General features: G+C 70.9%; 19 protein-coding genes. 7 read left to right on the top strand and 12 right to left on the bottom strand.

Features of this window, described 5'->3' with window-relative positions:
- Nucleotides 1-3: 3 nt before the first annotated feature.
- Complete coding sequence (locus ABZX11_RS42090; RefSeq protein WP_176173133.1) at nt 4-642, bottom strand: TetR/AcrR family transcriptional regulator; 639 nt, start codon at nt 640-642, stop codon at nt 4-6.
- Between the two features lie 179 nt (nt 643-821).
- Between ABZX11_RS42090 and ABZX11_RS42085 the strand changes: the two genes are divergently transcribed.
- The 3 genes from ABZX11_RS42085 to ABZX11_RS42075 are packed head-to-tail and all read left to right on the top strand — an operon-like array spanning nt 822 to nt 3,475.
- The gene (locus tag ABZX11_RS42085; RefSeq protein WP_176173134.1) at nt 822-2,042 is read left to right on the top strand and encodes a cytochrome P450; all 1,221 of its coding nucleotides are present in this window, start codon (nt 822-824) and stop codon (nt 2,040-2,042) included.
- A 10-nt stretch (nt 2,043-2,052) separates the two neighbouring features.
- Entirely contained in the window at nt 2,053-3,243 is a 1,191-nt protein-coding gene (locus ABZX11_RS42080) for a cytochrome P450 (RefSeq protein WP_354924070.1), read from the top strand.
- 37 nt (nt 3,244-3,280) lie between these two features.
- On the top strand, nt 3,281-3,475 hold the full coding sequence (locus tag ABZX11_RS42075) for a ferredoxin (protein ID WP_176173136.1): 195 nt from the start codon (nt 3,281-3,283) through the stop codon (nt 3,473-3,475).
- 53 nt (nt 3,476-3,528) lie between these two features.
- Here the strand turns inward: ABZX11_RS42075 and ABZX11_RS42070 are convergent, their stop codons facing one another.
- Genes ABZX11_RS42070 through ABZX11_RS42055 form a run of 4 tightly spaced genes read right to left on the bottom strand, consistent with a single transcriptional unit; the run spans nt 3,529 to nt 7,622 of the window.
- Nucleotides 3,529-4,362 carry a carbohydrate ABC transporter permease gene (locus tag ABZX11_RS42070; protein WP_354924068.1) on the bottom strand — a complete coding sequence of 278 codons (834 nt, stop codon included), beginning with the start codon at nt 4,360-4,362 and terminating at the stop codon, nt 3,529-3,531.
- Nucleotides 4,359-5,291 (bottom strand): sugar ABC transporter permease, encoded by a 933-nt coding sequence (locus ABZX11_RS42065; RefSeq protein ID WP_354924066.1) that lies wholly within the window; start codon nt 5,289-5,291, stop codon nt 4,359-4,361. Before ABZX11_RS42065 ends, ABZX11_RS42070 begins: the two co-directional genes overlap by 4 nt.
- Nucleotides 5,291-6,631 carry a sugar ABC transporter substrate-binding protein gene (locus ABZX11_RS42060; protein ID WP_354924064.1) on the bottom strand — a complete coding sequence of 447 codons (1,341 nt, stop codon included), beginning with the start codon at nt 6,629-6,631 and terminating at the stop codon, nt 5,291-5,293. The genes ABZX11_RS42065 and ABZX11_RS42060 overlap by 1 nt, the downstream gene beginning before the upstream one ends.
- Nucleotides 6,618-7,622, bottom strand: a complete 1,005-nt coding sequence (locus ABZX11_RS42055) for a zinc-dependent alcohol dehydrogenase family protein (protein WP_354924062.1) — start codon at nt 7,620-7,622, stop codon at nt 6,618-6,620. Before ABZX11_RS42055 ends, ABZX11_RS42060 begins: the two co-directional genes overlap by 14 nt.
- A gap of 128 nt (nt 7,623-7,750) precedes the next feature.
- Between ABZX11_RS42055 and ABZX11_RS42050 the strand changes: the two genes are divergently transcribed.
- The gene (locus tag ABZX11_RS42050; protein ID WP_176173141.1) at nt 7,751-8,731 is read left to right on the top strand and encodes a sugar-binding domain-containing protein; all 981 of its coding nucleotides are present in this window, start codon (nt 7,751-7,753) and stop codon (nt 8,729-8,731) included.
- Between the two features lies 1 nt (nt 8,732).
- Here the strand turns inward: ABZX11_RS42050 and ABZX11_RS42045 are convergent, their stop codons facing one another.
- The gene (locus tag ABZX11_RS42045) at nt 8,733-9,614 is read right to left on the bottom strand and encodes a hypothetical protein (protein ID WP_354924060.1); all 882 of its coding nucleotides are present in this window, start codon (nt 9,612-9,614) and stop codon (nt 8,733-8,735) included.
- Nucleotides 9,615-9,618: 4 nt separating this feature from the next.
- The gene (locus ABZX11_RS42040; RefSeq protein ID WP_254896991.1) at nt 9,619-9,942 is read right to left on the bottom strand and encodes a hypothetical protein; all 324 of its coding nucleotides are present in this window, start codon (nt 9,940-9,942) and stop codon (nt 9,619-9,621) included.
- 41 nt (nt 9,943-9,983) lie between these two features.
- Between ABZX11_RS42040 and ABZX11_RS42035 the strand changes: the two genes are divergently transcribed.
- Nucleotides 9,984-13,592 carry a CHAT domain-containing protein gene (locus ABZX11_RS42035; protein WP_354924058.1) on the top strand — a complete coding sequence of 1,203 codons (3,609 nt, stop codon included), beginning with the start codon at nt 9,984-9,986 and terminating at the stop codon, nt 13,590-13,592.
- Nucleotides 13,593-13,716: 124 nt separating this feature from the next.
- Nucleotides 13,717-14,370, top strand: coding sequence for a hypothetical protein (locus tag ABZX11_RS42030; RefSeq protein WP_354924056.1), 654 nt, complete (start codon nt 13,717-13,719; stop codon nt 14,368-14,370).
- Here the strand turns inward: ABZX11_RS42030 and ABZX11_RS42025 are convergent.
- From ABZX11_RS42025 to ABZX11_RS42015, 3 genes are all read right to left on the bottom strand, one after another.
- Nucleotides 14,309-14,596, bottom strand: coding sequence for a helix-turn-helix domain-containing protein (locus tag ABZX11_RS42025; RefSeq protein ID WP_354924111.1), 288 nt, complete (start codon nt 14,594-14,596; stop codon nt 14,309-14,311). The genes ABZX11_RS42030 and ABZX11_RS42025 overlap by 62 nt on opposite strands.
- 527 nt (nt 14,597-15,123) lie before the next feature.
- Nucleotides 15,124-15,270: a hypothetical protein gene (locus ABZX11_RS42020; RefSeq protein WP_176173146.1), complete on the bottom strand. Its 147-nt coding sequence runs from the start codon at nt 15,268-15,270 to the stop codon at nt 15,124-15,126.
- Nucleotides 15,271-15,346: 76 nt separating this feature from the next.
- Nucleotides 15,347-17,851 (bottom strand): DUF3516 domain-containing protein, encoded by a 2,505-nt coding sequence (locus tag ABZX11_RS42015; protein ID WP_354924054.1) that lies wholly within the window; start codon nt 17,849-17,851, stop codon nt 15,347-15,349.
- A gap of 151 nt (nt 17,852-18,002) precedes the next feature.
- Between ABZX11_RS42015 and ABZX11_RS42010 the strand changes: the two genes are divergently transcribed.
- Complete coding sequence (locus tag ABZX11_RS42010; protein ID WP_176173148.1) at nt 18,003-19,259, top strand: primosomal protein; 1,257 nt, start codon at nt 18,003-18,005, stop codon at nt 19,257-19,259.
- 763 nt (nt 19,260-20,022) lie between these two features.
- Here ABZX11_RS42010 and ABZX11_RS42005 read toward each other — a convergent pair.
- Entirely contained in the window at nt 20,023-21,216 is a 1,194-nt protein-coding gene (locus ABZX11_RS42005) for an MFS transporter (protein WP_354924109.1), read from the bottom strand.
- A 101-nt stretch (nt 21,217-21,317) separates the two neighbouring features.
- Nucleotides 21,318-22,412 carry an adenosine deaminase gene (locus ABZX11_RS42000; RefSeq protein WP_354924052.1) on the bottom strand — a complete coding sequence of 365 codons (1,095 nt, stop codon included), beginning with the start codon at nt 22,410-22,412 and terminating at the stop codon, nt 21,318-21,320.
- Nucleotides 22,413-22,415 lie beyond the last annotated feature (3 nt).

Raw genomic sequence — 22,415 nt, 5'->3', positions numbered from 1 at the left:
AATTCAGTCCGGGTCGAGGTCGCCGGAGGTGATCGGACGGCCGGGAAGCGACGAACCCGGCCGCGCGCTCAAGCCGTCGATCATGATGCCGACGCACCGGCGCGCCGCCATCTCGGCGACCTCCGGCGTCTTCGCGCGCGCCTGGCGCAGCAGCGTCGCGAACAGGATCGCGATGTCGCCCGCGCCGACGTCGTCACGGAGCTTGCCCTCGGCCTGCGCGCCCTCGACGAAGGCGTCGAGGACCTCCAGGATCTCGTCGCGCAGCCGGCGGACCTCGGGGTCGTTCTTGAGGATCACCAGCGCCCGGTGCGACACCATCGCCAGCTGCACGCTCAGCTGCAGCTCCACCGACTGCCGCAGCAGCCGCTCCAGCGCGCGCCACGACGACGTCTCCTCGGCGGCGATCACGCGCGCGTCGATCAGCACCCGCTCGAAGTTGTCCATGGCGACCGCGCGGACCAGCGCGTCCCGGTCCGGGAAGCGGCGGTACAGCGTGCCGACGCCGACGCCCGCCGCGCGGGCGATCTCCTCCATCGGCACCTCGGGACCGGAAGCGGCGAAGATGCTCTTCGCGGCGGCCAGGATCTGGTCGCGGTTGCGGCGCGCGTCCGCCCGCAGGGTGGTCTCGGGGTCTGCCGTCATGCCGTTCGCCTTCCGCTGAATCGCGCGGGGTGATTCTCGCACGGTCAACGGGCCACGCACCGCCTCCTCGAATGGGTAGGCGGCACCTAGTGGACGACTTCCTTCCGCTTCGGTACCTTGGGAGCTAGAACCGGAATGTAATCCTCCGCATACTTTCCGTCCGATTTAGGGGGTCCGAAATGACTGATCTGGCCGAACCTGCAACCCAGGACGAGACCTTCCCGATGGCCCGCACGTGCCCGTTCGCCCCGCCGCCCGCGTACGAGAAGCTGCGCGAAGCCGGTCCGGTCCACCGCGTCACGCTGCAGTCCGGCCAGGAGGCGTGGGCCGTGACGCGCCTGGAGGACGTCCGGACCGTGCTGAACGACCCGCGGTTCAGCTCCGACCGCTTCAACCCGGGCTTCCCGATCCTGACTCGCGAGGGCCGCCCGCAGCGCCGCCGCTTCACCGCGTCGCTGATCAACATGGACCCCCCGGAGCACGGCGCCGCCCGCCGCGAGGTCGTCGGCGAGTTCACCGTCAAGCGCATGAAGGCGCTGCAGCCGCGGATCCAGCAGATCGTCGACGAGCACATCGACGCGATCCTGGCCGGCCCGAAGCCCGCCGACCTGGTCTCCGCGCTGAGCCTGCCGGTGCCGTCGCTGGTCATCTGCGAGCAGCTCGGCGTCCCCTACGCCGACCACGACTTCTTCCAGTCGCGCAGCTCCACCCTGCTGAACCGCGAGGTCTCGCAGGAGGCGCGGATGCAGGCCGTCGAAGAGCTGCAGAACTACCTCGACGAGCTGGTCTCGGAGAAGGAGGCGAACCCGACCGACGACCTGCTCGGCCGGCAGGTCCTCAAGCAGCGCGAAGAGCACGGCGAAGCCGCGCACGACGAGCTCGTTTCGCTCGCCTTCCTGCTGCTGCTCGCCGGGCACGAGACGACGGCGAACATGATCTCCCTCGGCACCGTCGCCTTCCTGGAGAACCCGAAGCAGCTCGAGCTCGTCAAGAACGACCCCGGCAAGACCCTCGACGCCGTCGAGGAGCTGCTGCGGTACTTCACCATCGCCGAGTTCGCGACCTCGCGCGTCGCCACCGAGGACGTCGAGATCGGCGGGCAGCTGATCCGCGAGGGCGAAGGCGTGCTCGGCCTGAGCTACTCCGGCAACCGCGACCCGGCCGCGTTCGACAACCCGGACGAGCTGGACATCGAGCGCGGTGCCCGCCACCACGTCGCCTTCGGCTTCGGCCCGCACCAGTGCCTCGGCCAGAACCTCGCCCGGATGGAACTGCAGATCGTCTTCGACACCCTCTTCCGCCGCATCCCGGACCTCAAGCTGGCCGCCCCGGTCGACCAGCTGCCGTTCAAGCACGACTCGTCGATCTTCGGCCTCTACTGCCTGCCCGTGACCTGGTGAGGGAGACGTCATGACCGCGGTCCACGAATTCCCGATGACGCGGACGTGCCCGTTCGCGCCGCCGCCGGCGTACACCGAGATCCGCGAGGAGGACCCGGTCACCCGGGTGGGGCTGCCCGACGGCCGGAGGGCCTGGGTGGTCAGCAGGCACGAGGACGTCCGGACCGTGCTGAACGACCGGCGGTTCAGCGCCGACCGGCAGCACCCGGACTTCCCGCAGCTGGTGCCCGGGTTCCGCCGTCCGGACGACGAGCGCACCATGATCACCATGGACGCGCCCGAGCACGGGCCGGCCCGCAAGGCCGTGCTCGGCGAGTTCACCGTGCGCCGGATGGAGGCGCTGCGGCCGCGGATCCAGGAGATCGTGGACGAGCGGATCGACGCGCTGCTGGCCGGGCCGAAGCCGGGCGACCTGGTCGAGGCGCTGTCGCTGCCGGTGCCGTCGCTGGTCATCTGCGAGATGCTCGGCGTGCCCTACGCCGACCACGACTTCTTCCAGACCCACACGGCGAAGCTGATCAAGCGGGACACGCCCCCGCAGGAGCGGCGGGCCGCGGTCGAGGCCGTGCGCGAGTACATGAGCGACCTCATCGCCGGGAAGGAGGACAACCCGCCGGACGACCTGCTCGGGCGGCAGATCGTCAAGCTGCGCGAAGAGGGCACCTACCGGCGGGCGTCGCTGGCCGCGACCGGCTTCCTGCTGCTCGTCGCCGGCCACGAGACGACGGCGAACATGATCTCCCTCGGCACGGTCGGGCTGCTGGAGAACCCGGACCAGCTGGCGCTGATCACCGGCGACCCGGGCAAGACGCTCGACGCCGTCGAGGAACTGCTGCGGTACTTCACCATCGTCGACGCGGCCACGGCCCGGCTCTGCGTCGAGGACGTCGAGGTCGGCGGGCAGCTGATCCGGGCGGGCGAGGGCGTGCTGGCGCTGGGCTACGCGGCCAACCGCGACGCGGCCGCGTTCGAGAACCCCGACGAGCTGGACATCGAGCGCGGCGCCCGCCACCACGTCGCCTTCGGCTTCGGCCCGCACCAGTGCCTCGGCCAGAACCTGGCCCGGATGGAACTGCAGATCGTCTTCGACACCCTCTTCCGCCGGATACCCGGGTTGAAGCTGGCCGCGCCGGTCGACGACCTGCCGTTCAAGGACGACGCGAACATCTACGGCCTGTACCGGCTGCCGGTGACCTGGTAGAGACGAACTGCCACACCACCACAGGGAGAAGAGGACCATGAAGATCATCGCGGACACCGGCAAGTGCGTCGGCGCCGGTCAGTGCGTACTTACCGAGCCCTCGCTGTTCGACCAGAGCGAGGAGGACGGCACGGTCATCGTGCTCGACGACCAGCCCGTGGGCGACCTGGTCGAGAAGGCCCGTGAAGCGGTGCACGTCTGTCCGAGCCAGGCCCTCTCCCTAGAGGAGTGACGCGCGCGGAGGCCACCTCGAGCCGGGCTCGAGGTGGCCTCCGGCGTTGCCTGTCACTTGACCGCGCCCATGGACAGGCCGCGGACCAGGTGGTTCTGCGCGATCCAGCCCACGATCATCACCGGCAGCGAGGCCAGCAGCGCCGCCGCCGACAGCTGGGCCCAGTACAGGCCCTCGCTGGTGATGAACCCGACCAGGAACACCGGGACCGTGCCCGCCCGCGCGGCCGTCAGGTTGACCGCGTAGAAGAACTCCGTCCAGGAGAAGATCACGCAGATCAGCGCGGTCGCCGCGATCCCGGGTGCCACCACCGGCATGATGATCTTGCGCAGCAGCGTCGGCAGGTTGGCGCCGTCGATGCGGCCCGCCTCGATCATCTCGTGCGGCACCTCGAGGAAGAACGACCGCATCATCCAGATGGCCAGCGGCAGGTTCATCGACGTGTACAGGATGACCAGCGCCCACACCGTGTCGAGCAGCTCGGTGTTCTGCGAAATCACGTACAGCGGGATGATCGCCGCCACGATCGGCAGCATCTTCGTCGAGAGGAAGAAGCCGAGCGCGTTCGACGTGCCTTTGACCGGCGCCAGCGACAGCGCGTACGCGGCCGGGACGCCGAGGAGCAGCACCAGCAGCGTCGAGAGGACCGTGACGAACGCCGAGTTCGACAGGTACGGCAGGAACCCGCCGCTCAGGACGTTGCCGAGCTGCTCGAACGTCGGGGTGAAGAACAGCTTCGGCGGGTCGGTGTAGGCGTCGGCCTCCTGCTTGAACGCGGTGAGGATCATCCACAGCAGCGGGAAGACGAACAGGATCGCGATCACCCAGGTCGCGACGGTCAGCGAGCCCTTGCCGTACTGCTTCTTGCGGGGAGCCACGGTGGTCACTTGATGCCTCCGCTCACCGAGAAGGTCCGGAACATCAGGCGCAGCGCGAAGGTCGCCACGATCATCGTCAGGATCACGACGATCACGCCCATCGCCGAGGACTGGCCGACGTCGAAGCCCTCGAACGCGCGCTGGTAGATGTAGTACGGCAGGTTGGTGCTCGCCGTGCCCGGGCCGCCCTGGGTCATCAGGAAGATCGCGTCGAAGCTGTTCACGATGTAGATCGCGCCCAGCAGCGTGGCCAGCTGCAGGAACCGGGACAGGTGCGGCAGCGTGATGGAGACGAACGTCCGCCACCGGCCCGCACCGTCCACATTGGCCGCTTCGAGCACGTCCTTGGCCTGGCTCTGCAGGCCCGCGAGGATCAGCAGCATCATGAACGGCGTCCACTGCCACACGATCTGGGCCATCACCGACGCCAGCGGGAACTCCGAAAGCCAGTCGACGTCGGTGCCGAAGACGAAGTGCAGCAGCCCGTAGGTCGGGTCGAACACCGTCGTCTTCCACAGCAGCGCGCCGGCCGCCGGCAGGATCAGGAATGGCGTGATCAGCAGCGTCCGGACGACGCCGCGGCCGAGGAACTTGCGGTCGAGCAGGATGGCGAGGCCGAGGCCGAGCTGCAGCGCGACGAACACGCACACCACGGTCAGCAGCACCGTGTTGAGCAGCGCGACCAGGAACGTCGTGTCGCTGAAGACGTCGACGTAGTTCTGCAGGCCGACGAAGTGCCGCGAGCCGGGCCGGACCAGGTTCCAGGACTGGAACGAGTAGAACACGGTGAGCAGGAAGGGCAGCTGCGTCACCGCGATGACGAAGATGAGCGCGGGCAGCAGCGGGAGCCGCCGTTTGGCCGCGGTGCTCAGGCCGCGTTTCTCCGCGACCTGCGCCTTCGCCTGGGAGGTGGGGGTGGATACGGAGAGCGTGGACATCACTGCACCGCCTTGTACGAGTCGCCCACGGTTTGCGCGTAGTCCTGGGACTGCTTCAGCGCGTCTTCGACGGATTCGCGGCCGGCGATCGCGGCCGACAGCTGCTGGCTCACCCGGGTGCCCAGGTCCTGGAACTCGGGGATGCCGACGAACTGGATGCCGGGGTAGGGCACCGGGTTCGCCATCACCTTCTGCTGGTTGGCGTCCGCGATGCCGTCGAGCGTCGGCTTCGCGTAGGCCTTCGCCGCGTCGGCGTACTCGGGGATCGCGTAGGTCGACTGGCGGACGCCCGGCGGGACGCGGTTCCAGCCGTAGGTGTGGCCGACCTTCTGCACGTACGCCTTGTCGGTCATCCAGGCCATGAACTTCCAGGCCGCGTCCTTGTCCTTGGCCACCTTCGGGATACCGAGGGCCCAGGTGTAGAGCCAGCCGCTGGCCTGGGTCTTGACGACCGGGGCGGGCGCGTAGCCGGACTTGCCGACGATCTTGCTGCTGGAGGGGTCCTCGTTGGTGCCCGCCATGACCGTGGCGTCGTACCACATCGCCGCGTTGCCCTGCGTGTAGCGCGTGCCGCACTCGGAGAACCCGGCGCTGGAGGCGCCGACCTCGCCGTGCTCGCGGACCAGGTCGACGTAGAAGTTCGCGGCCTGCGTGAACTCCGGCGAGGTCAGCTTGGCGTTCCAGTCCTTGTCGAACCACTGGGCGCCGAAGGTGTTCGCGACGGTCGTGAACGGCGCGAGGCTCTCGCCCCAGCCGGGCTTGCCGCGCAGGCAGATGCCCGCGACGCCGTCGGCCTTGTCGTCGAGCTTCGCGGCGAAGTCCGCGATCTGGGGCCAAGTCGGCCTGGCCGGCATGGTGAGCCCGGCCTTGTCGAAGAGGTCCTTGCGGTAGGCCAGGAAGGACGACTCGCCGTAGAACGGCACCGCGTACATCTGGTTCTGGTACGACAACGACGTCTTGATGCTGGGGATGAAGTCGGCTTCGTCGTAGCCGGGGGTGGCCGCCATGTGCGGTTCGAGGTTCTCGAGCCAGCCGTTGGCCGCCCACTGCGGGGCCTCGTAGTTGCTGATCATGACGACGTCGAACTCGCCGCCCTCGGTGGCGGTCGACGCGGTGATCTTCGCGCGGGCCTGGTTTTCCGGCAGGGACACGAACTTCAGCCCGATGCCGGTGGCCTTTTCGAACTCGGGCGCGAGCGCGATCGCGTCCTTCATCTGCGGGTTGGACACGATGGCGATGACGAGCGTGCTGCTGCCGGTGCCGAGCGAACCGGCGCCCGCGCAGCCCGTGGCCAGCAGCGACGTCGCCGCGATTAGGGTGAGGAGCTTACGCACGGCCACCTCCGGGGAGGACTTGCACCTTCAGGCCCGCGCCGCTGCGCATCTTGGCCAGCGCCTCGGGGTACTGCTCCAGCGGCAGGGTGTCGGTGAGCAGCGCGCCGGTGTCGATGGCGCCGGTCGCGACGAGGTCGAGGGCAGCGCCGAAGCTGTGCAGCACGGCCATCGAGCCCACGATGGTGATTTCGTCGTTGTAGATGCGGAACGGCGAAAGCGCGACGCGGGCTTCGGCCGGGGCGACGCCGAAGACGAGCAGCCGTCCGCCGCGCCGGATCGCGTCGAAGGCGGCTTCGATGGCGGGCGCGGCGCCCGTGCAGTCGACGGCGACGTCGAACTTCTCGCCGTTGAGGTCACTTACGTCTTTCGCGGTGGCGACGGCACCGAGGCTCTTCGCGCGCGGCAGCCGGGCTTCGTTGCGGTCGACCACCGTGACCTGCGCGCCCGAGCGCTGCAGCAGCTGCTGCATGATCAGGCCCATGGTGCCGGCGCCGACGACGAGGAACCGTTCGCCGGCCTCGACGCCGACGCGGCGGACGCCGTGCACGGCACAGGAAACCGGCTCGACCAGGGCGCCCTGCTCCCAGGTCATCGCGTCGGGCATGCGGTAGCAGGTGGACGACGGGACGGCGACGTACTCGGCGAAGGCGCCGTTGACGGTGTCGCCGGTGGCGCCCCAGTTCGCGCACAGGTTGCCGTGGCCGGCGCGGCACGGGCCGCAGTAGCCGCAGAACAGGGACGGGTCGACGGCCACCCGGTCGCCGACCTTCCACTCGCCCGGCACGTCCGCGCCGAGCTCGACGATCTCCCCGGCGAACTCGTGCCCGGGGACGATGGGGTACGGGGTGGGCGGGAAGTGCCCGTCCGCGATGTGCAGGTCGGTGCCGCAGATGCCGCACGCTCCGACCTTGACGACGACCTGACGTTCCCCGGGTTTCGGATCGGGCACCTCGCCGACCCTGATCTCACCGGGCCGGTCGACGATGGCGGCACGCATGCCTTCCCCTTCCTCGCCGCTCATATGAGCAACATTGACCTATTGCGTCGAGAACATGTGAAGGCATTACAGGTCTGACGTCGGCGTTACGTCAACCTTTCGGCTGGATTTCGCGCTATTATGCTCAGATGAGCGCTTCTCGTAAGAGCGCTTCGCTCACTGAAGCGATGCTGCTCGCCACCGTCGCCCGGCGCTTCTACGTGCAGGGACGCTCCAAGCTGGAGATCGCTGGCGAGTTCGGCGTCAGCCGGTTCAAGGTGGCACGAATGCTCGACACGGCCATGGAGTCCGGCCTGGTCAGGGTGGAGTTCTCGCTGCCGGCCCCGGTGGACCTGGCGCTGTCGGACGAGGTGCGTTCGGCGTACGGTCTGGAGCGGGCCCTGGTGCTCGAACGCTCAACCGAGCGGGAGCCGAGGGAGGTCGTCCGGGCGAAGATCGGCTCGCTGGCGGCGCGGCTGCTGGAGGAGATCGCGGTCCCGTCGGACGTGATCGGGCTGTCGTGGGCGCGGTCGGTGAACGCGATGGCGGAGGCGGTCCGGTCCCTGCCCCGGTGTCCGATCGTCCAGCTGTGTGGGGTGCAGGCGGGGATGGACATGCGCGGCCGGTCGGTGGAGACGGTCAGCCGCGTGACGTCGGTGTCGGGCGGCGACGCGTACCCGATCTTCGGTCCGCTGGTCCTGCCGGACCGCCGCACGACCGAGACCCTGCGGCGGCAGCCGGGCATCGCGGAGACCTTCGGCCAGTTCCGGTCACTGACCAAGGCGGTGGTGAGCATCGGGGCGTGGCAACCGGGCGAGTCGACGGTGTACGACGCGCTGGACGAAGCCGAGCGAGCGGCAATCGCGGCCCGAGGGGCGACGGCGGAGGTCGCCGCGCGCCTCTTCGACGCCTCGGGAAACGCGCTTTCGACCGGCTTGGCCCACCACGTCCTGGCGATCAGCCACGAGGAGCTGATGGCGGTCCCGGAGGTGATCGCTTTGGGTTACGGCAGGCCGAAAGCCGCGGCGGTGGACGCGGTGTTGCGGTCCGGCATGGTCTCGACGCTGATCACCGACGCGGCTGCCGCGGTCCCGCTGCTCGCCTTGGCGGCGAAGAACCCGCCGCGCTGACCTAGCGGCCTTTCCGGATCAGGCCGGTGGCCCGCTCGCCCTCGGCGAGGCTGAGCGGTCCCGAGCCGTCCGGGTCCGTGACGCCGAGCGCCACCGCGAGGTCACGCGCGTGGAGGTCGACGGCGGCTTCGGCGAGCGAGGTCAGGTCGGTGATCGCGGACCGGCCGCGCAGCCAGCCGGTCAGCCCGGCGGCGACGGCGACGAGCAGCGCGGGCCACCAGAACACCCCGAGCACGAGGTACGGCACGGCCCACGTGCCGGTCGCGACCGCGGCCGCGAACGCGGCGTGCGCGTTGCCCAGTTCGGTGCGCACGGTGTCGGGCAGCACCAGCCACAGCCGCGGCCAGCCGAAGGCCAGGTCGAGCCCGTAGCGGTTCAGCGCCACCGCTTCGACCGCGTGGACCCGGTCGCCCATCCAGGTCGGCCGCCCCGGCTCGGCCAGCGCCAGCCGGTTGACGCGGTGGGCGGCCGCGTCGATCCGGTCCTGGTCGCCGGAATCCCGTTCCAGCACCCGGCGGCGTTCGACCAGCTCGGACCAGCGCGCCCGGCGGCGGCGGGTCAGCGGCGCCGCCAGCGGCCGCGGCCACTGCCCCAGCCAGATCCGCCGGGTCACCCCGGCGAGCGCCTGCACGGCGACTCCCACCCCCGTGGCGGCCAGCAGGAACGCGACCACGAGCAGGATCTGCGCCCCGGCCGGCAGGTTCTTGACCGCGGTGGCCGCGGTGCCGGAGCGCCGGACCAGCGAGTCGGGGTTCAGGGCGTGTGCCTGCCCGAGCGTGGCGGCCGGCCAGACCGCGGCGGCGAAGAACGCACCGGGCAGCGCGAGCAGGCTGAGCCAGCGCTGGGCCAGCACCTTGGCCAGCTCCTGGAAGAATCCGCCCACCGGGCTACATCCGTTCCATGGGCAAGCCCGTGACGCGGCAGCGGGGCAGCGCGCCCGCGGGCGGCGGCACGTCGATCCGGTCGCAGGCGCCGTCGGGACAGCCGAACCGCTCCGCCGTGGCGCGCCCGGGCCCGGCGCCCGGCAGCCCGGCGCCGAGCGCGCGCAACGTGGTGTCGTTGTCGGTCCCCAGCAACCCGCTGATCAGGTCGAGCACCGGACGCCGGGCCTTCGCCTCGGCCGCGATCCGGTCCAGCAGCTGTACTCGATCGGGTGAATGTCGCCGTGCCTCCTCGCGAAGCGCGTCCCACTCCCGGCACAGACTGGTCAAAGCCGCCCGCTCCCTGTCCACGAGCCAGATACTGTCACAACGTGGTCACCGGCTCCGGTTACGCGCGTTCGCTGTCCGACAACGCCATCGCGTGGTGGACGCAGGCGCAGCAGACCGGGCGGCTCGCGGACGTGGACCAGGCCATCGGGCTCGGCCGCCAGGCGATCGCCGCGAGCGGCCCCGGCGAGCCCGACTACCTGACCTACGTCGCCAACGTCGGCACGTACCACCTGACCAGGTTCGGGCTGAGCGGCGAAGGCGCGGACCTGGACCAGGCGATCGCCCACCTCGGTCCCGGCGCCGGCGTACCGGGGCCGAACCAGGTGCTGTTCCGGACCAACCTGGGCGCGGCGTCGCTGCTGCGGTTCCAGCTCACCGGTCAGGTGGCGGATCTGGACCAGGCCGTCGCGCAGCTTGCCTCCGTCGCCGACGTGCCCGGGCCGAACCAGGTGACCGCGCGGACCAACCTCGGCGCCGCGCTGCACCACCGGTTCGAGCTGCACGGCCGGATGGCGGACCTCGACGCGGCCATCGGGCAGCTCGGCCTGGCGATGGCGGCCGCACCCGGATACGGGCCGGCGGCCGGCAACCACGGCACCGCGTGCTGGTCCCGGTTCGAGCGCACCGGCGACCCGGCCGACCTGGAGGGAGCCATCGGTTCGCTGCGGAAAGCCGTCACCGTCGGGCCGGGCGACCCGCACCTCGCAACGTTCCTCAGCCATCTGGGCTTGGCCCTGCAGGCACGCTTCGAGCGCACGGGCGTACTCGCCGACCTGGAGGAGGCGATCACGCACCACGATCGCGCGGTGGTCGCCGGCGAGACCCAGCCGCACGGGGCTCCGGCGCGGTTGTCGAACCTCGCCTGGGCGTACCTGGCCCGCTTCGAACGCCTAGGCCGACCGGCGGACCTGGACCGGGCCATCGACGCGGGGCGCCGGGCCGTGGCCGCCGTCGGCGACGGACCGCTGACCGCGCCGATGATCAACAACCTCGCGATCAGTCTCCAGACCCGGTTCGAGCGCACCGGCGAGCTCGCCGACCTCGACCTGGCCGTGGAACTCAAGGAGCGGGCGGTCGCCGCGACCCCGGACGGCAGCCCCGGCAAACCGGTCTGGCTCATGAACCTCGCGAGCGCCTACACCATGCGGCTCGAACGGACCGGTCATCCCGAAGACGGGGACCGGGCGGTCGAAGCCGGGCGGCGAGCGGTGTCGGCCATGCCGGCGAACCACCAGCGCCGGGGGATGGCCCTGTCGAACCTCGGGGCGGCACTGCAGGAACGGTACGACCGGACCGGGGACCTCGCCGACCTCGAGGAAGCGGTCGCCGCCAAGGAGCAGGCGGTGTCGGTCACGCCCGAGGGGCATCCGGACCGCCCGCTGTTCCTTTCCAACCTCACGCTGGCCTACCAAGAACGGCACGTGCGCACCGGAAGTGCCGCCGACCTCGACCGCGCCATAGAGGCCGGCCGCGCGGCACTCGAGGCCGTCCCCGGCGACCACGCCGACTATGCGCTCTACTTGAACAACGTCGCGAGCGCCTACCAGTCGCGCCACACCCGGTTCGGCAGCCAGGCCGATCTGGACCTCGCCATCGAATACCGGGAGCGGGCACTGGCCGCCACCCCCGACGACCACTACCGACGAGCGTTGTACCTGTCCAACCTCGGGAGTGCCCGGTTGTCCCGGGCGTCGAGGACGAAGTCACCGTCCGACTTGGACGCTGCGATCGACGCGGGCCGCAAGGCCGTCGCGGCCACCCCGGCCGATGCCCCGGACCGGTGGCAGCGCCTGATCAACCTCGCGGCGATGTACCTGGAGCGCTTCGACCGCACCGGTGACGGCGCCGACGCGGACCTCGCCGTGCACAACGCGCGGCAGGTGGTCGACAGCGCGCCCGCCGGGCATCCCGTCCACACGAGCGGCCTGTTCCGGTTCGGCGCCGCCTACCTCGCGCGGTTCCGCTTCACCGGCGCGCTGCCCGATGTGGAACTGGCGATCGAGACGGCGCTGCGGGCGGTCGCGGAGACTCCCGAGGACTACCCCTTCCGCGCGTCCCGGCTCTACATCGTCGTGGCCGGGTACCTGCGCCGGTTCGAGGCGGGCGGCGGCGCGCCGGACCGGGCGCGGGTCGACGAGCTGGTCGCGCAGGTGGACGGGGTGCGGGAGTCCCTGCCCGGCGACCGCGTGATGCTGGGCTGGGCCGCGGGCCGGCTGCTGGAAGCGCTGGGAGACCACGAAACCGCCCGCCGACTGCTGGACACCGCGGTCCGGCTGCTGCCCGCGGTCGCGTCCCGCGTGACGCCGTTCGCCGACCAGGAAGACCGGCTCGGCGGGCGCATCGGGCTCGTCGGCGAGGCGATCGCCGCGCACTGCGCGCTCGGCGACGCGGCCGGTGCGCTGGAAGTGGCCGAGCACAGCCGGGGCATCCTGCTGGCCGCCCAGCTGGACAGCCGGACCGAACTCGACGCCGTGCCGCCGGCCCTGGCGGACCGCTTCCGCCACGTGCGGGACCGCCTCAACGCCGCCGACCTCGGCACCGACGTCGTCGACCGCCGACGGCGGCTCTGGGCGGAGTACGACGCACTGGTCGGCGAAATCCGCCGGCTGCCCGGCCTGGCCGGGTTCCTCGTGCCGCCGAGGTGGCAGGACCTGCGGCCGGCGGACGGGGTCGTGGTGCTCCTCAACGCGGGACGGCGGGGCGGGAACGCCGTCGTCGTCCCGGCCGGCGCGGAGCCCGTGCCGGTGGCGCTGCCGGAGCTGACGGCCGCGGAAGTCGAGGCACGGGCGGACGAGCTGGCCGGCGCGATCGCCGACCCCGGCGCCTTCGCGGGGGAACTGCGCCGCCAGCGGGTCGTGGCGGAACTGCTGGCGTGGCTGTGGGAGGCGGCCGTCGGCCCGGTGCTGGAGGTCGTCGCGGCGCCGCGGGTGTGGTGGCTGCCGACGGGCGGGCTCGGGATGCTGCCGCTGCACGCCGCCGCCCCGGCGGACGGCCCGGGTGCGCTCGACCGGGTGATCTCGTCGTACACGCCGACGTTGCGCGCGCTCGGCCACGCGCGCGGGCGCGCCGCGGCGGCGGCCCGGCACCACCTGACGGTGGCGATGGAGCACACCCCGGGCCTGCCGGACCTGCCCGCGACCGTCGCCGAGGCCCGGTCCGGGCACGCGGGCACGCTGCTCACCGACGAACAGGCCACTGTGGACCGGGTGCTGGCCGCGCTGCCGCAGGCGAGCTGGGCCCACTTCGCCTGCCACGCGGGCACGAACCCGCGCACGCCGTCCGAAGGCGCCCTGCACCTGCACAACGGCACGCTGCCGATCGCGCGGATCAGCAGGCTCGCCCTGCCCACGGCGGAACTGGCGTACCTCTCGGCGTGCTCGACCGGGCAGATCGGCTGGCGGCACGCCGAGGAGTCGATCCACCTCGCGTCGGCGTTCCAGCTGGCCGGGTTCCGGCACGTGATCGCGAGCCTGTGGCCGTTGGAAGACCGCACCGCCGCCGTCGCCGCCGAACGGTTCTACGCGCTGATGCCGGCCACCCCTTCGGCCGGCCAGGCCGCTGTCGTCCTGCACCAGGTGGTGCGGGAGCTCCGCGAAGCGCAACCCGACCGGCCCCACGTATGGGCCCCGCTCATCCACGGCGGCCCGTGACCGCTGGGGTATGGGACACGGGACCGCGTACCCCACCGGGTGTACGCCCGGCCCGCCCGGGTCCGGGGCGAAACCCGGGTCGCGCCCGATGTGCCCGCGCCCGCGCTTCGCGAGCCTGGAGGCCGTGAAGACTTCTCCTCGCTGGCGCCAGGCCGTCGTCTGGCTGCACGCCGTGTCCTCGGTGGGCTGGATGAGCCAGGCCCTCGCCCTGGTCGTGCTCATGTCGTCGGGTGCGCCCGCGGCGGCCGACCGGCTCGACTCCGCCCTGCTCGCACCCATGGCCAACGTCTCGGCGTTCACCGGCCTCCTGCTCGCCGGGGCGACGGCGTGGGGCTACTTCCGGCACTGGTGGGTGCTCACCAAGTTCGCCCTCACGCTGATCCAGCTCTACGCGGGGATCTTCCTGCTCTCCCCCGCCCTCCGGAAGTCCGCGGACACCGGCGCCGTCGCCTGGCCGCAGATCGCCGGGGCGTCGCTGATGGCGAGCGCGCTCGCGTTCCAGGCCTGGCTGTCGGTCGCGAAACCGGGCCGCAGGACGCCGTGGTCCCCCACCGCCAAGCCGCCGACCGCGCCGGCCTGGGTGTTCGTGGCCGGCCTCGGCGCGCCGGCGTTCGACGTCACCGCCGGGCTGCTGCTCGGCTACCCGCTGCCCGCGGTGGAGCTGCTCACGCTGATCGTGCTGCTCGGCTTTGAGCGGCGACGACGTCGTCGCCGTGCTAGGCGGCCCAGCGCCCGAAACCCTCGATCGGCTCCAGCAGCGTCTCACCCAACGGCGTAAGCGCGTACGCACCTTCGCGCCGCTCGACCAGGCCGTCGGACTCCAGGCGCCGCAGGGCTTCCGTGAGCACCTTCGCGCTGATGCCGCCGATGGTCCGCCGCAGGTCGACGTGCCGTCGCGGACCGTGGCGCAACGCCCACAGCACCACCGGGTTCCAGGTGTTGGCGACCAGGTCGAAGGCGAGCCGCGTACGGCAGTTCCTGCCATCGTGCTCGCACCAGCCAATCACCAGGAAACGTGTGCGGAGCAGGCTCTTCGGGACGGGCGGGATGGCGGACACGCTCGGCACAAAGTGGGGTCGGGCCGGTCACGACTTGATAGTGAGCGGCCGCTCGGACCCGAGCGCCTTGGCTGGGCGGCTCGACGCGACCGGAACCGGGCGCGAGAGAGCCACCTTGTTCGAAGCCCTGACCCTGGCCGCCCCGCGGCCGCGATCAGCGCGGGTGCTCACCGATGCGGTGCTGGCGGACAGGACCGCCGAACCCGGCCTGACGGGAACCCCGGTGCAATCGCGGATCACCAAGGCGACCGACGACATGCGGCTGTGCAACTCGGCCCACGTCGACGCCCAGCGGACCACCCCGCCGGTTTTCGCCATCGGTCTCGCTGTGCGGCGACGCCTGCGCAGCGCTCGACGCCGTCAGCACGCGGGCCCGCGACACCTGCGCTCACCCGGCCCCGCCGGCGTTCGTCATCGGGCTGTGGTTCGCCGGCGAAGACGCCCAGGCGATCCTGACCCCGGTGAGCTGAGGCTCAGAGGCCGTATTCGATGGCGGTCGCGTCGGGGCTCGCCAGCAGGGCGTACTCCACCATCGATGCGGCCGACGCGGCCGGAGCCAGCGCCACGACCACCGCCGCAGCGAAGAAGATCCCGGCCAGCAGGCGCTTGACGTTCCCCATGGTCCCTCCCAGGTCGCGAAGCTCCACGCTAACGCGGAACCCCGCCGCCGGACTGGGCCGTTGGGCGCAACCGGTGCTAGTGCGGGCCCACCTCGGTCACCCGGACGACCGCCATCCCGGCCTCGTCCGACGCGGCCAGGTCGACCTCGGCGCTGATGCCCCAGTCGTGGTCGCCCGCCGGGTCGTCGAAGATCTGGCGGACCTTCCAGACGTCCGGCTGCTGGTCGATCAGCAGCAGCTTCGGGCCGCGCGCGTCCGGGCCGGTGCCGAGCGAGTCGTACTCCTCGAAGTAGTCCTCGATCGCTTCCTGCCACGCGTCCGCGTCCCAGCCCGAAGCCGCGTCGAGCTCGCCGAGCGGGAACCACGCGCGCCGCGCGAACAGCTCGACCCGGCGGAACAGCTCGTTGCGGACCAGGACGCGGAACGCGCGCTCGTTGCGGGTGACGGCCGGCGGTTCGGACGGCGGCCGCGTCGAGACCGGGCCCTCCTCGGCCGGGTGGCGCAGCGCCTCCCACTCGTCGAGCAGGCTGGAGTCGACCTGGCGGACGAGCTCGCCGAGCCATTCGATCAGGTCCTGCAGCGGCTCGGTCTTGGCCTCGTCCGGGACCGTGTGGCGCAGCGCGTCGTAGACGTCGGCGAGGTAGCGCAGCACCAGGCCCTCGGACCGGGCCAGCTGGTAGAAGCCGATGTACTCGACGAAGTTCATCGCGCGCTCGTACATGTCCCGCACGACCGACTTCGGCGACAGCTCGTAGTCCGCGACCCACGGGTGGCCCTGCCGGTAGCTGCGGTAGGCGTTGTTCAGCAGCTCTTCGAGGGGCTTCGGGTAGGTGACGTTCTCGAGCAGCTCCATCCGCTCGTCGTACTCGATGCCCTCGGCCTTCATCGCGTTCACGGCCTCGCCGCGCGCCTTGAACTGCTGCTGCGACAGCACCGGCCGCGGGTCATCGACTGTGGATTCCACAATGGACACGACGTCGAGCGGGTACGACGGCGACTCCAGGTCGAGCAGTTCGATCGCGGCCAGCGCGAACGGCGAAAGCGGCTGATTGAGTGCGAAGTCGAACTGCAGGTCGACGGTGAGCCGGATGATCCGGCCCTGTTCGTCCGGTTCGGACAGTCGTTCGACGACGCCGGCGGCGAGCAGCGCGCGGTAGATGGCGATCGCGCGCAGGATCAGCTTGCGCTGCGACGCCCGGTCTTCGTGGTTGTCCTCGAGCAGGTGCCGCATCGACTCGAACGCGTTGCCCGGCCGCGAGATCACGTTCAGCAGCATCGAGTGCGTGACCTTGAAGCTGGACGTCAGCGGCTCCGGGTCGGCCGCGATGAGCCGGTCGAAGGTGCTCTCGGTCCAGTTGACGAACCCCTCCGGCGCCTTCTTCCGGACGATCTTCTTTTTCTTCTTCGGGTCGTCGCCGGCCTTCTCGAGGGCCTTGGCGTTCTCGACGACGTGGTCGGGCGCCTGGACGACGACGTAGCCGTCGGTGTCGTAGCCCGCGCGCCCGGCCCGGCCGGCGATCTGGTGGAACTCGCGCGCCTTGAGGTGGCGCTGGCGGACGCCGTCGTACTTCGTCAGCGCGGAGAAGACGACGGTCCGGATCGGGACGTTGATGCCGACGCCGAGGGTGTCGGTCCCGCAGATCACCTTGAGCAGCCCGGACTGGGCCAGGGTCTCGACCAGCCGGCGGTACTTCGGCAGCATGCCGGCGTGGTGGACGCCGATGCCGTGGCGGACCAGCCGCGAGAGCGTCTTGCCGAAGCCGGCGGAGAACCGGAAGTCGCCGATCAGCTCGGCGATGGCCTCCTTCTCGGCCTTCGACGTCACGTTGATGCTCATCAGCGTCTGCGCCCGCTCGATGGCCGCGGCCTGCGAGAAGTGCACGACGTAGACCGGCGCCTGGCCGCCGTTGAGCAGCTCGGACATGGTCTCGTGCAGGGGCGTCAGCGCGTACCGGAAGGTCAGCGGGACCGGGCGCTGCGCCGACGTGACGACGGCGGTGGGCCGTCCGGTGCGGCGGGTGAGGTCCTTTTCGAAGAAGGAGACGTCGCCGAGGGTCGCCGACATCAGGACGAACTGGGCCTTCGGGAGCTCCAGCAGCGGCACCTGCCAGGCCCAGCCGCGGTCGGGCTCGGAGTAGAAGTGGAACTCGTCGGCGACGACCTGCCCGACCGGGGCGTCGGCACCGAACCGCAACGCGATGTTCGCCAGGATTTCGGCCGTGCAGCAGATGATCGGGGCATCCGGGTTGACGCTGGAGTCACCGGTCATCATGCCGACGTTGTCGGCGCCGAAGATGTCGATGAGCTGGAAGAACTTCTCCGAGACGAGGGCTTTGATGGGCGCGGTGTAGTAGCTGCGGCGGCCCTGGGCGAGCGCGGTGAAGTGCGCGCCGACGGCGACGAGGCTCTTCCCGGAGCCGGTCGGCGTCGAGAGGATGACGTTCGCTCCGGAGACGACCTCCATCACCGCCTCCTCCTGCGCCGGGTACAGCTCGATACCCCGTTCGGCCGTCCAGGTCGTGAAGGCTTCGAAGAGGGCGTCGGGGTCGGGATCCGCAGGCAGGAGGTCGGTGAGAGTCATCAGACGTCCATCGTGCCATCCGCTCGTCGCAAAGTCGGCAGGGGCGATCGCATCGCGCGTGGTTAACCCGTAGGCTTCGCGTTACCGCGCACCGACCGGGGGATACATTCGGTCTCGCGCGCACACGGGCGGTACTCCGGAGGGCTAAGGAATGGCACAGGACATCATCCCGATCGAACTCGGCCTGCCGCAGGGCGACGTCGTCACCCTGTGGGCGCCGCGCTGGCGGGAAGACGGCGAGGAGTGGGAAGCGTTCCTCGGCGACGAGGACGACCTGTACGCCTTCGCCGACGCCGCCCACCTGGCCGCGTTCGTGCGCACGTCCGAGCGGCACGACCTGCTGGACCACCCGGCGTGGGACGCGGTGCCGTCGCTGAACGTGCCGGAGCTGATCCCGGACGAGGACCACACGTACGACCTCGTCGGCGTGCCGGAGCTGGTCGCCGAAGAGCCGGACGTCTGGCACATCGCCGAGCTGGCGGAGATCGTCGGCATCGTGCGCTCGCTCGCCGACGTCTGCGACCTCGAAGAGGTCCACGAGATCCTCGACTCGACCGAGGGCTTCTCGCTGCTCGACCAGGGCACGCTGCCGTTCACCGGGAGCGTCGGCGTCCAGGTGTGGAACGACCTGTCCGAGACGGTGTCGCAGAAGTGGGACACCGTGCTCGACGCGATCGACGGCCTGGTGACCCAGCCGGAGGTCGACGAGAAGGTCCTGGAGCAGACGGCCGAGGAGCTGGCCGCGTTCCACGAGGAGTCCGCCGAAGCCGAGGCCGGCGCCGAGGGCGAAGAGGACCTCGAAGCGCTGTCCTCGGATGAGGACGAGGACTCGATCGAGGAAGAGGGCCCGGTCGGCTTCTGGGCCGAGGTCGGCATCGACCCGATCAAGATCATCACGTCCGGCGCGGAGTACTACACGCTGCGCTGCTACCTCGACGACGCCCCGGTGTTCCTGGGCAGCGACGGCGAGATCGACGTGTTCACCTCGCCGTCCGCGCTCGCCCGCGCCCTCGCCGACGGCAAGGAGCTGGCCGACACGGACCTCGCGGACGTGTCCACGTGGGACGAGGTACTGGCCAAGGCGACGGCCGGCGAGCTCGAGATCGAGGTCGACCCGGAGAACACGTACGTCCTGACGGGCCTGGACGCGGACATCGCGGAGGGCCCGGAGTCGATCGACCCGACGCAGCTGGAGCTGGCGGTCGAGCTGATCACGGACGCGGCGGAGTGGGCCGGGGACGACTCGGCGGAGACGGCGTTGGCGGGCAACGAAAGCCTGGGCTGGCTGGTGTCGTTCGTCCTCCGCCCGGACCCGACCCGCCTGGAGCCGTCGGCGCCGTTCGACGCGGAGCAGAGCGCGTGGCGCAAGCTGGTCGAAACTTTCGAGAACCGGCTTACGGTGGCTTGAGTTTCGCGTTGAAGGCCGCCTCCCGCGGGTTGGGGAGGCGGCCTTCGCCGTGTCGACCCTCCAATCACGCGTGTCGACCCCTCAATCACGCGTGTCGACCCTCCAGGCACGCGAGTCGTCCACCTGGGTACGCAAGTCGTCCGTCCAGGTACGTGAACCGACCGTCCAGGTACGCCGGCCGACCCTTCGGGTACGCAAACCGACTGTCCAGGTACGCCGGCTGTCCCTTCGGGTACGCGAACCGACCGTCCGGGTAGGCGGATCGGCCGGTCCACAGGCGAGGCGAGATGTGGACTACTCGGCCGAGCGCGCCCCTCGCCGCCGGTTTTCGTCATGGGCGGCCGATACGCTGGAGACGGGGGGCGCCCCCGCGGGGCTGAGCGGAATTTCGGCGCTGAGCGCGAGGGCAAGCTGCGGAACCCATCTCGTCGATCGGCTTGCCTGGGCGCGCGGTGCGCCGCCCGCCCATCGGCCGGCAGACCGGGCGGGCGGCTTGGCGGCGTGGCTCGTGCACCCGAACGAGCGGTTCCCGCATCCAGATGGTCGACCAGCGCGCCCAGGCGGTCGGCCCGCGTCCCCAGACGGTCGCCCCGCGTCCCCAGACGGTCGGCCCACGTACCCAGACCGTCGGCCGTGCATCTGAAACATCGGCCGGCGTGCTCAGCCGGGCATCTCCCGTGATCGCGCGGGCATCTCGCGTGATCGGAGGGGCATCACGTGTGATCCCGGAGTCGACACGGGTGATTGGAGGGTCGACACGGCATCACGGGGACGGGGGTTCGGCGCGGACCGGGACCACCGCCACGGCCAGCGCCGGGAAGATCGCCGCCACGCAGAACGCGAGTGCGTACCTGCTGTCGCCGATCAGCAGGCCCAGCAAAGGCGGGGTCAGGGAGGCCGCGATGTTCTGGGCCGTGTTCTGCGTTCCCATCGCGCGCCCCGACCACGCCAGGCCCGCCAGCTCGGCCGAGGCCGTGAAGCCCAGGCCGTTGTCCGCCACCGTGATGATCCCGCCCAGCGCCAACGCCAGCAGCACCAGCCACGGCCAGGAAGCGTCGCCGAGCGCGACCAGCAGCATGACCAAGCAGCTCAACACCGCCAACACCCGCATCGGGCGCAGCCGGCTGCCCACCCGGTCCGACCACCAGCCCGACCCCAGGCGTCCCAGTGCCCCCAGCACCTGGACCACCGCCAGGTACCAGCCCGCCGCCAGCGGGCTCCAATGCTGCACCGCCACCAGGTACACCGGCGCGAACGCCGACACCGCGAACTGCGGCACCACCAGCAGCGCACTCGCCCCGTGCACCCGCCACAGCGCCGCGTGCCGGTACGGCGAAGGCGGCCGCTCCCCCGCCACCGCGCGAGGCGGCCGCGGCGGGTCCGTCACCAGCCACGCCACCAGGAGCGCGACCACGATCGCCAGCCCGGCCGGCAGCAGCAGCGCCGCCCGGAAGCCGTGGTGCGCGGCCAGCGGCGGCAGCCCCAGCGCCGCCACGCCCACGCCGAGCGGCTGGGCCGTCTGGCGGATCCCCATCGCCACGCCCCGCTCGGACTTCGCGAACCAGCCCATCACGACGCGCCCGCTCGCCGCGTTCACCGAAGCCGTACAGGCGCCGGCCGCCAAGAACACCCCAAAGAGGAGCCCGACCGGGTGATTTCCTACCCCGGCGTACACCAGGAGTAACCCCGAGATGCCCAGGCCAAGGGCCATGATGAGGCGCTCCCCGTAACGGTCCGCAGCCGCGCCCCACACGATCAGGGTGAACAACAGCCCGATGCTCGGCGCCGCCACGACCGTGCCGACCTCGGCCAGCGTGAGCCCTTCGGCAGCACGCATCGCCGGGACCAGGAACGGAAGGCCGTACAGGAACGAGCAGCTCGCCGTCTGCGCGGCGAGGCCGAGGGCCAGGACGAGCCATCGCCGCCGACTGGTCGATACCGCCACGACCTGCGCCATCATCGTCACCGTCTCAAATAATGAGATACATTTCCTACATGGTGAACGATAGTTGGCATGGCTAAGGACCGCAAGCGAGTTGCGGTCCGAAGCGGGGAGGGTCAGGCGAGCGCGGCGTACCCGGGCTTGATGACGTCGTCGATCAGCGCGAGCCGGGCGTCGAAATCGATGAACGCGGATTTCATCGCGTTGATCGTGAACCAGCGGAAGTCGTCGATACCATAGCCGAACGTCTCGTGCAGCGCGGCGAATTCGCTGGTCATCGTGCATCCGCTCATCAGCCGGTTGTCCGTGTTCACGGTCACCCGGAAGCGCAGCTTGGCGAGCAGGCCGATCGGGTGCTCGGCGATCGAGCGGACCGTGCCTGTTTGGACGTTCGACGTCGGGCAGATCTCCAGGGGGATGCGGCGGTCGCGGACGTACGCGGCCAACCGTCCAAGGTGGACCGTGCCGTCCGCGTCGGTCTTGATGTCCTCGGCGATCCGCACGCCGTGCCCGAGCCGCTCGGCACCGCAGTGCTGAATCGCCTCCCAAATGGACGGCAAACCGAATGCCTCGCCAGCGTGAATGGTGAAATGCGCATTGTTCTGACGCAGGTATTCGAACGCGTCGAGATTGCGGGTCGGCGGGAATCCGTCCTCCGGGCCGGCGATGTCGAACCCGGCGACGCCGGCGTCGCGGTAGCGGACGGCCAGGTTCGCGATCTCGAGCGCCCTGGCGTGCTGGCGCATCGCGCAGAGCAACGTCCCGACGCGGATCGTGCCGCCGTTCGCGGCCACCCGGCGTGCGCCCTCCGTGAACCCCGCCTGCACGGCCTCGACCACCGCATCGAGTGACAGACCGCGTTCGACGAACAACTCCGGTGCGTAGCGCACCTCGGCGTAGACGACGCCGTCGGCGGCCAGGTCCTCCACCGCCTCCGCGGCGACCCTGACCAGCGCTTCCTCCGTTTGCATCACTCCGCACGTGTGCGCGAAGGTCTCGAGGTAGGAGACGAGTGAGCCGGAGTCGGCCGCTCGGCGGAACCAGTTGCCCAGGTCGGCCGGGTCCGTGGTGGGCAGACCGGCATAGCCGGTCGCGTCGGCGAGCTCGGCGACGGTGGCCGGGCGGAGCCCGCCGTCGAGGTGGTCGTGCAGCAGCACCTTGGGTGCGCGGCGGAGTGTCTCGGTGGGCAGAACAGGGCTTTCGTCAGGCATCCC

It is taken from the genome of Amycolatopsis sp. NPDC004169 (genome assembly GCF_040610315.1).
Lineage (GTDB): Bacteria > Actinomycetota > Actinomycetes > Mycobacteriales > Pseudonocardiaceae > Amycolatopsis.
Note: the sequence above shows the minus strand (reverse complement) of the source record. Positions and strands in the feature narration are given on the sequence as shown.

Excerpts from the sequence above, each read along its gene's own strand:
- ABZX11_RS42065 (WP_354924066.1), bottom strand. The coding sequence starts at position 5,291 with ATGTCCACGCTCTCCGTATCCACCCCCACCTCCCAGGCGAAGGCGCAG.
- ABZX11_RS42000 (WP_354924052.1), bottom strand. The coding sequence starts at position 22,412 with ATGCCTGACGAAAGCCCTGTTCTGCCCACCGAGACACTCCGCCGCGCA.
- ABZX11_RS42080 (WP_354924070.1), top strand. The coding sequence starts at position 2,053 with ATGACCGCGGTCCACGAATTCCCGATGACGCGGACGTGCCCGTTCGCG.
- ABZX11_RS42050 (WP_176173141.1), top strand. The coding sequence starts at position 7,751 with ATGAGCGCTTCTCGTAAGAGCGCTTCGCTCACTGAAGCGATGCTGCTC.
- ABZX11_RS42075 (WP_176173136.1), top strand. The coding sequence starts at position 3,281 with ATGAAGATCATCGCGGACACCGGCAAGTGCGTCGGCGCCGGTCAGTGC.
- ABZX11_RS42015 (WP_354924054.1), bottom strand. The coding sequence starts at position 17,851 with ATGACTCTCACCGACCTCCTGCCTGCGGATCCCGACCCCGACGCCCTC.
- ABZX11_RS42005 (WP_354924109.1), bottom strand. The coding sequence starts at position 21,216 with ATGGCGCAGGTCGTGGCGGTATCGACCAGTCGGCGGCGATGGCTCGTC.
- ABZX11_RS42055 (WP_354924062.1), bottom strand. The coding sequence starts at position 7,622 with ATGCGTGCCGCCATCGTCGACCGGCCCGGTGAGATCAGGGTCGGCGAG.
- ABZX11_RS42085 (WP_176173134.1), top strand. The coding sequence starts at position 822 with ATGACTGATCTGGCCGAACCTGCAACCCAGGACGAGACCTTCCCGATG.
- ABZX11_RS42020 (WP_176173146.1), bottom strand. The coding sequence starts at position 15,270 with ATGGGGAACGTCAAGCGCCTGCTGGCCGGGATCTTCTTCGCTGCGGCG.
- ABZX11_RS42010 (WP_176173148.1), top strand. The coding sequence starts at position 18,003 with ATGGCACAGGACATCATCCCGATCGAACTCGGCCTGCCGCAGGGCGAC.
- ABZX11_RS42090 (WP_176173133.1), bottom strand. The coding sequence starts at position 642 with ATGACGGCAGACCCCGAGACCACCCTGCGGGCGGACGCGCGCCGCAAC.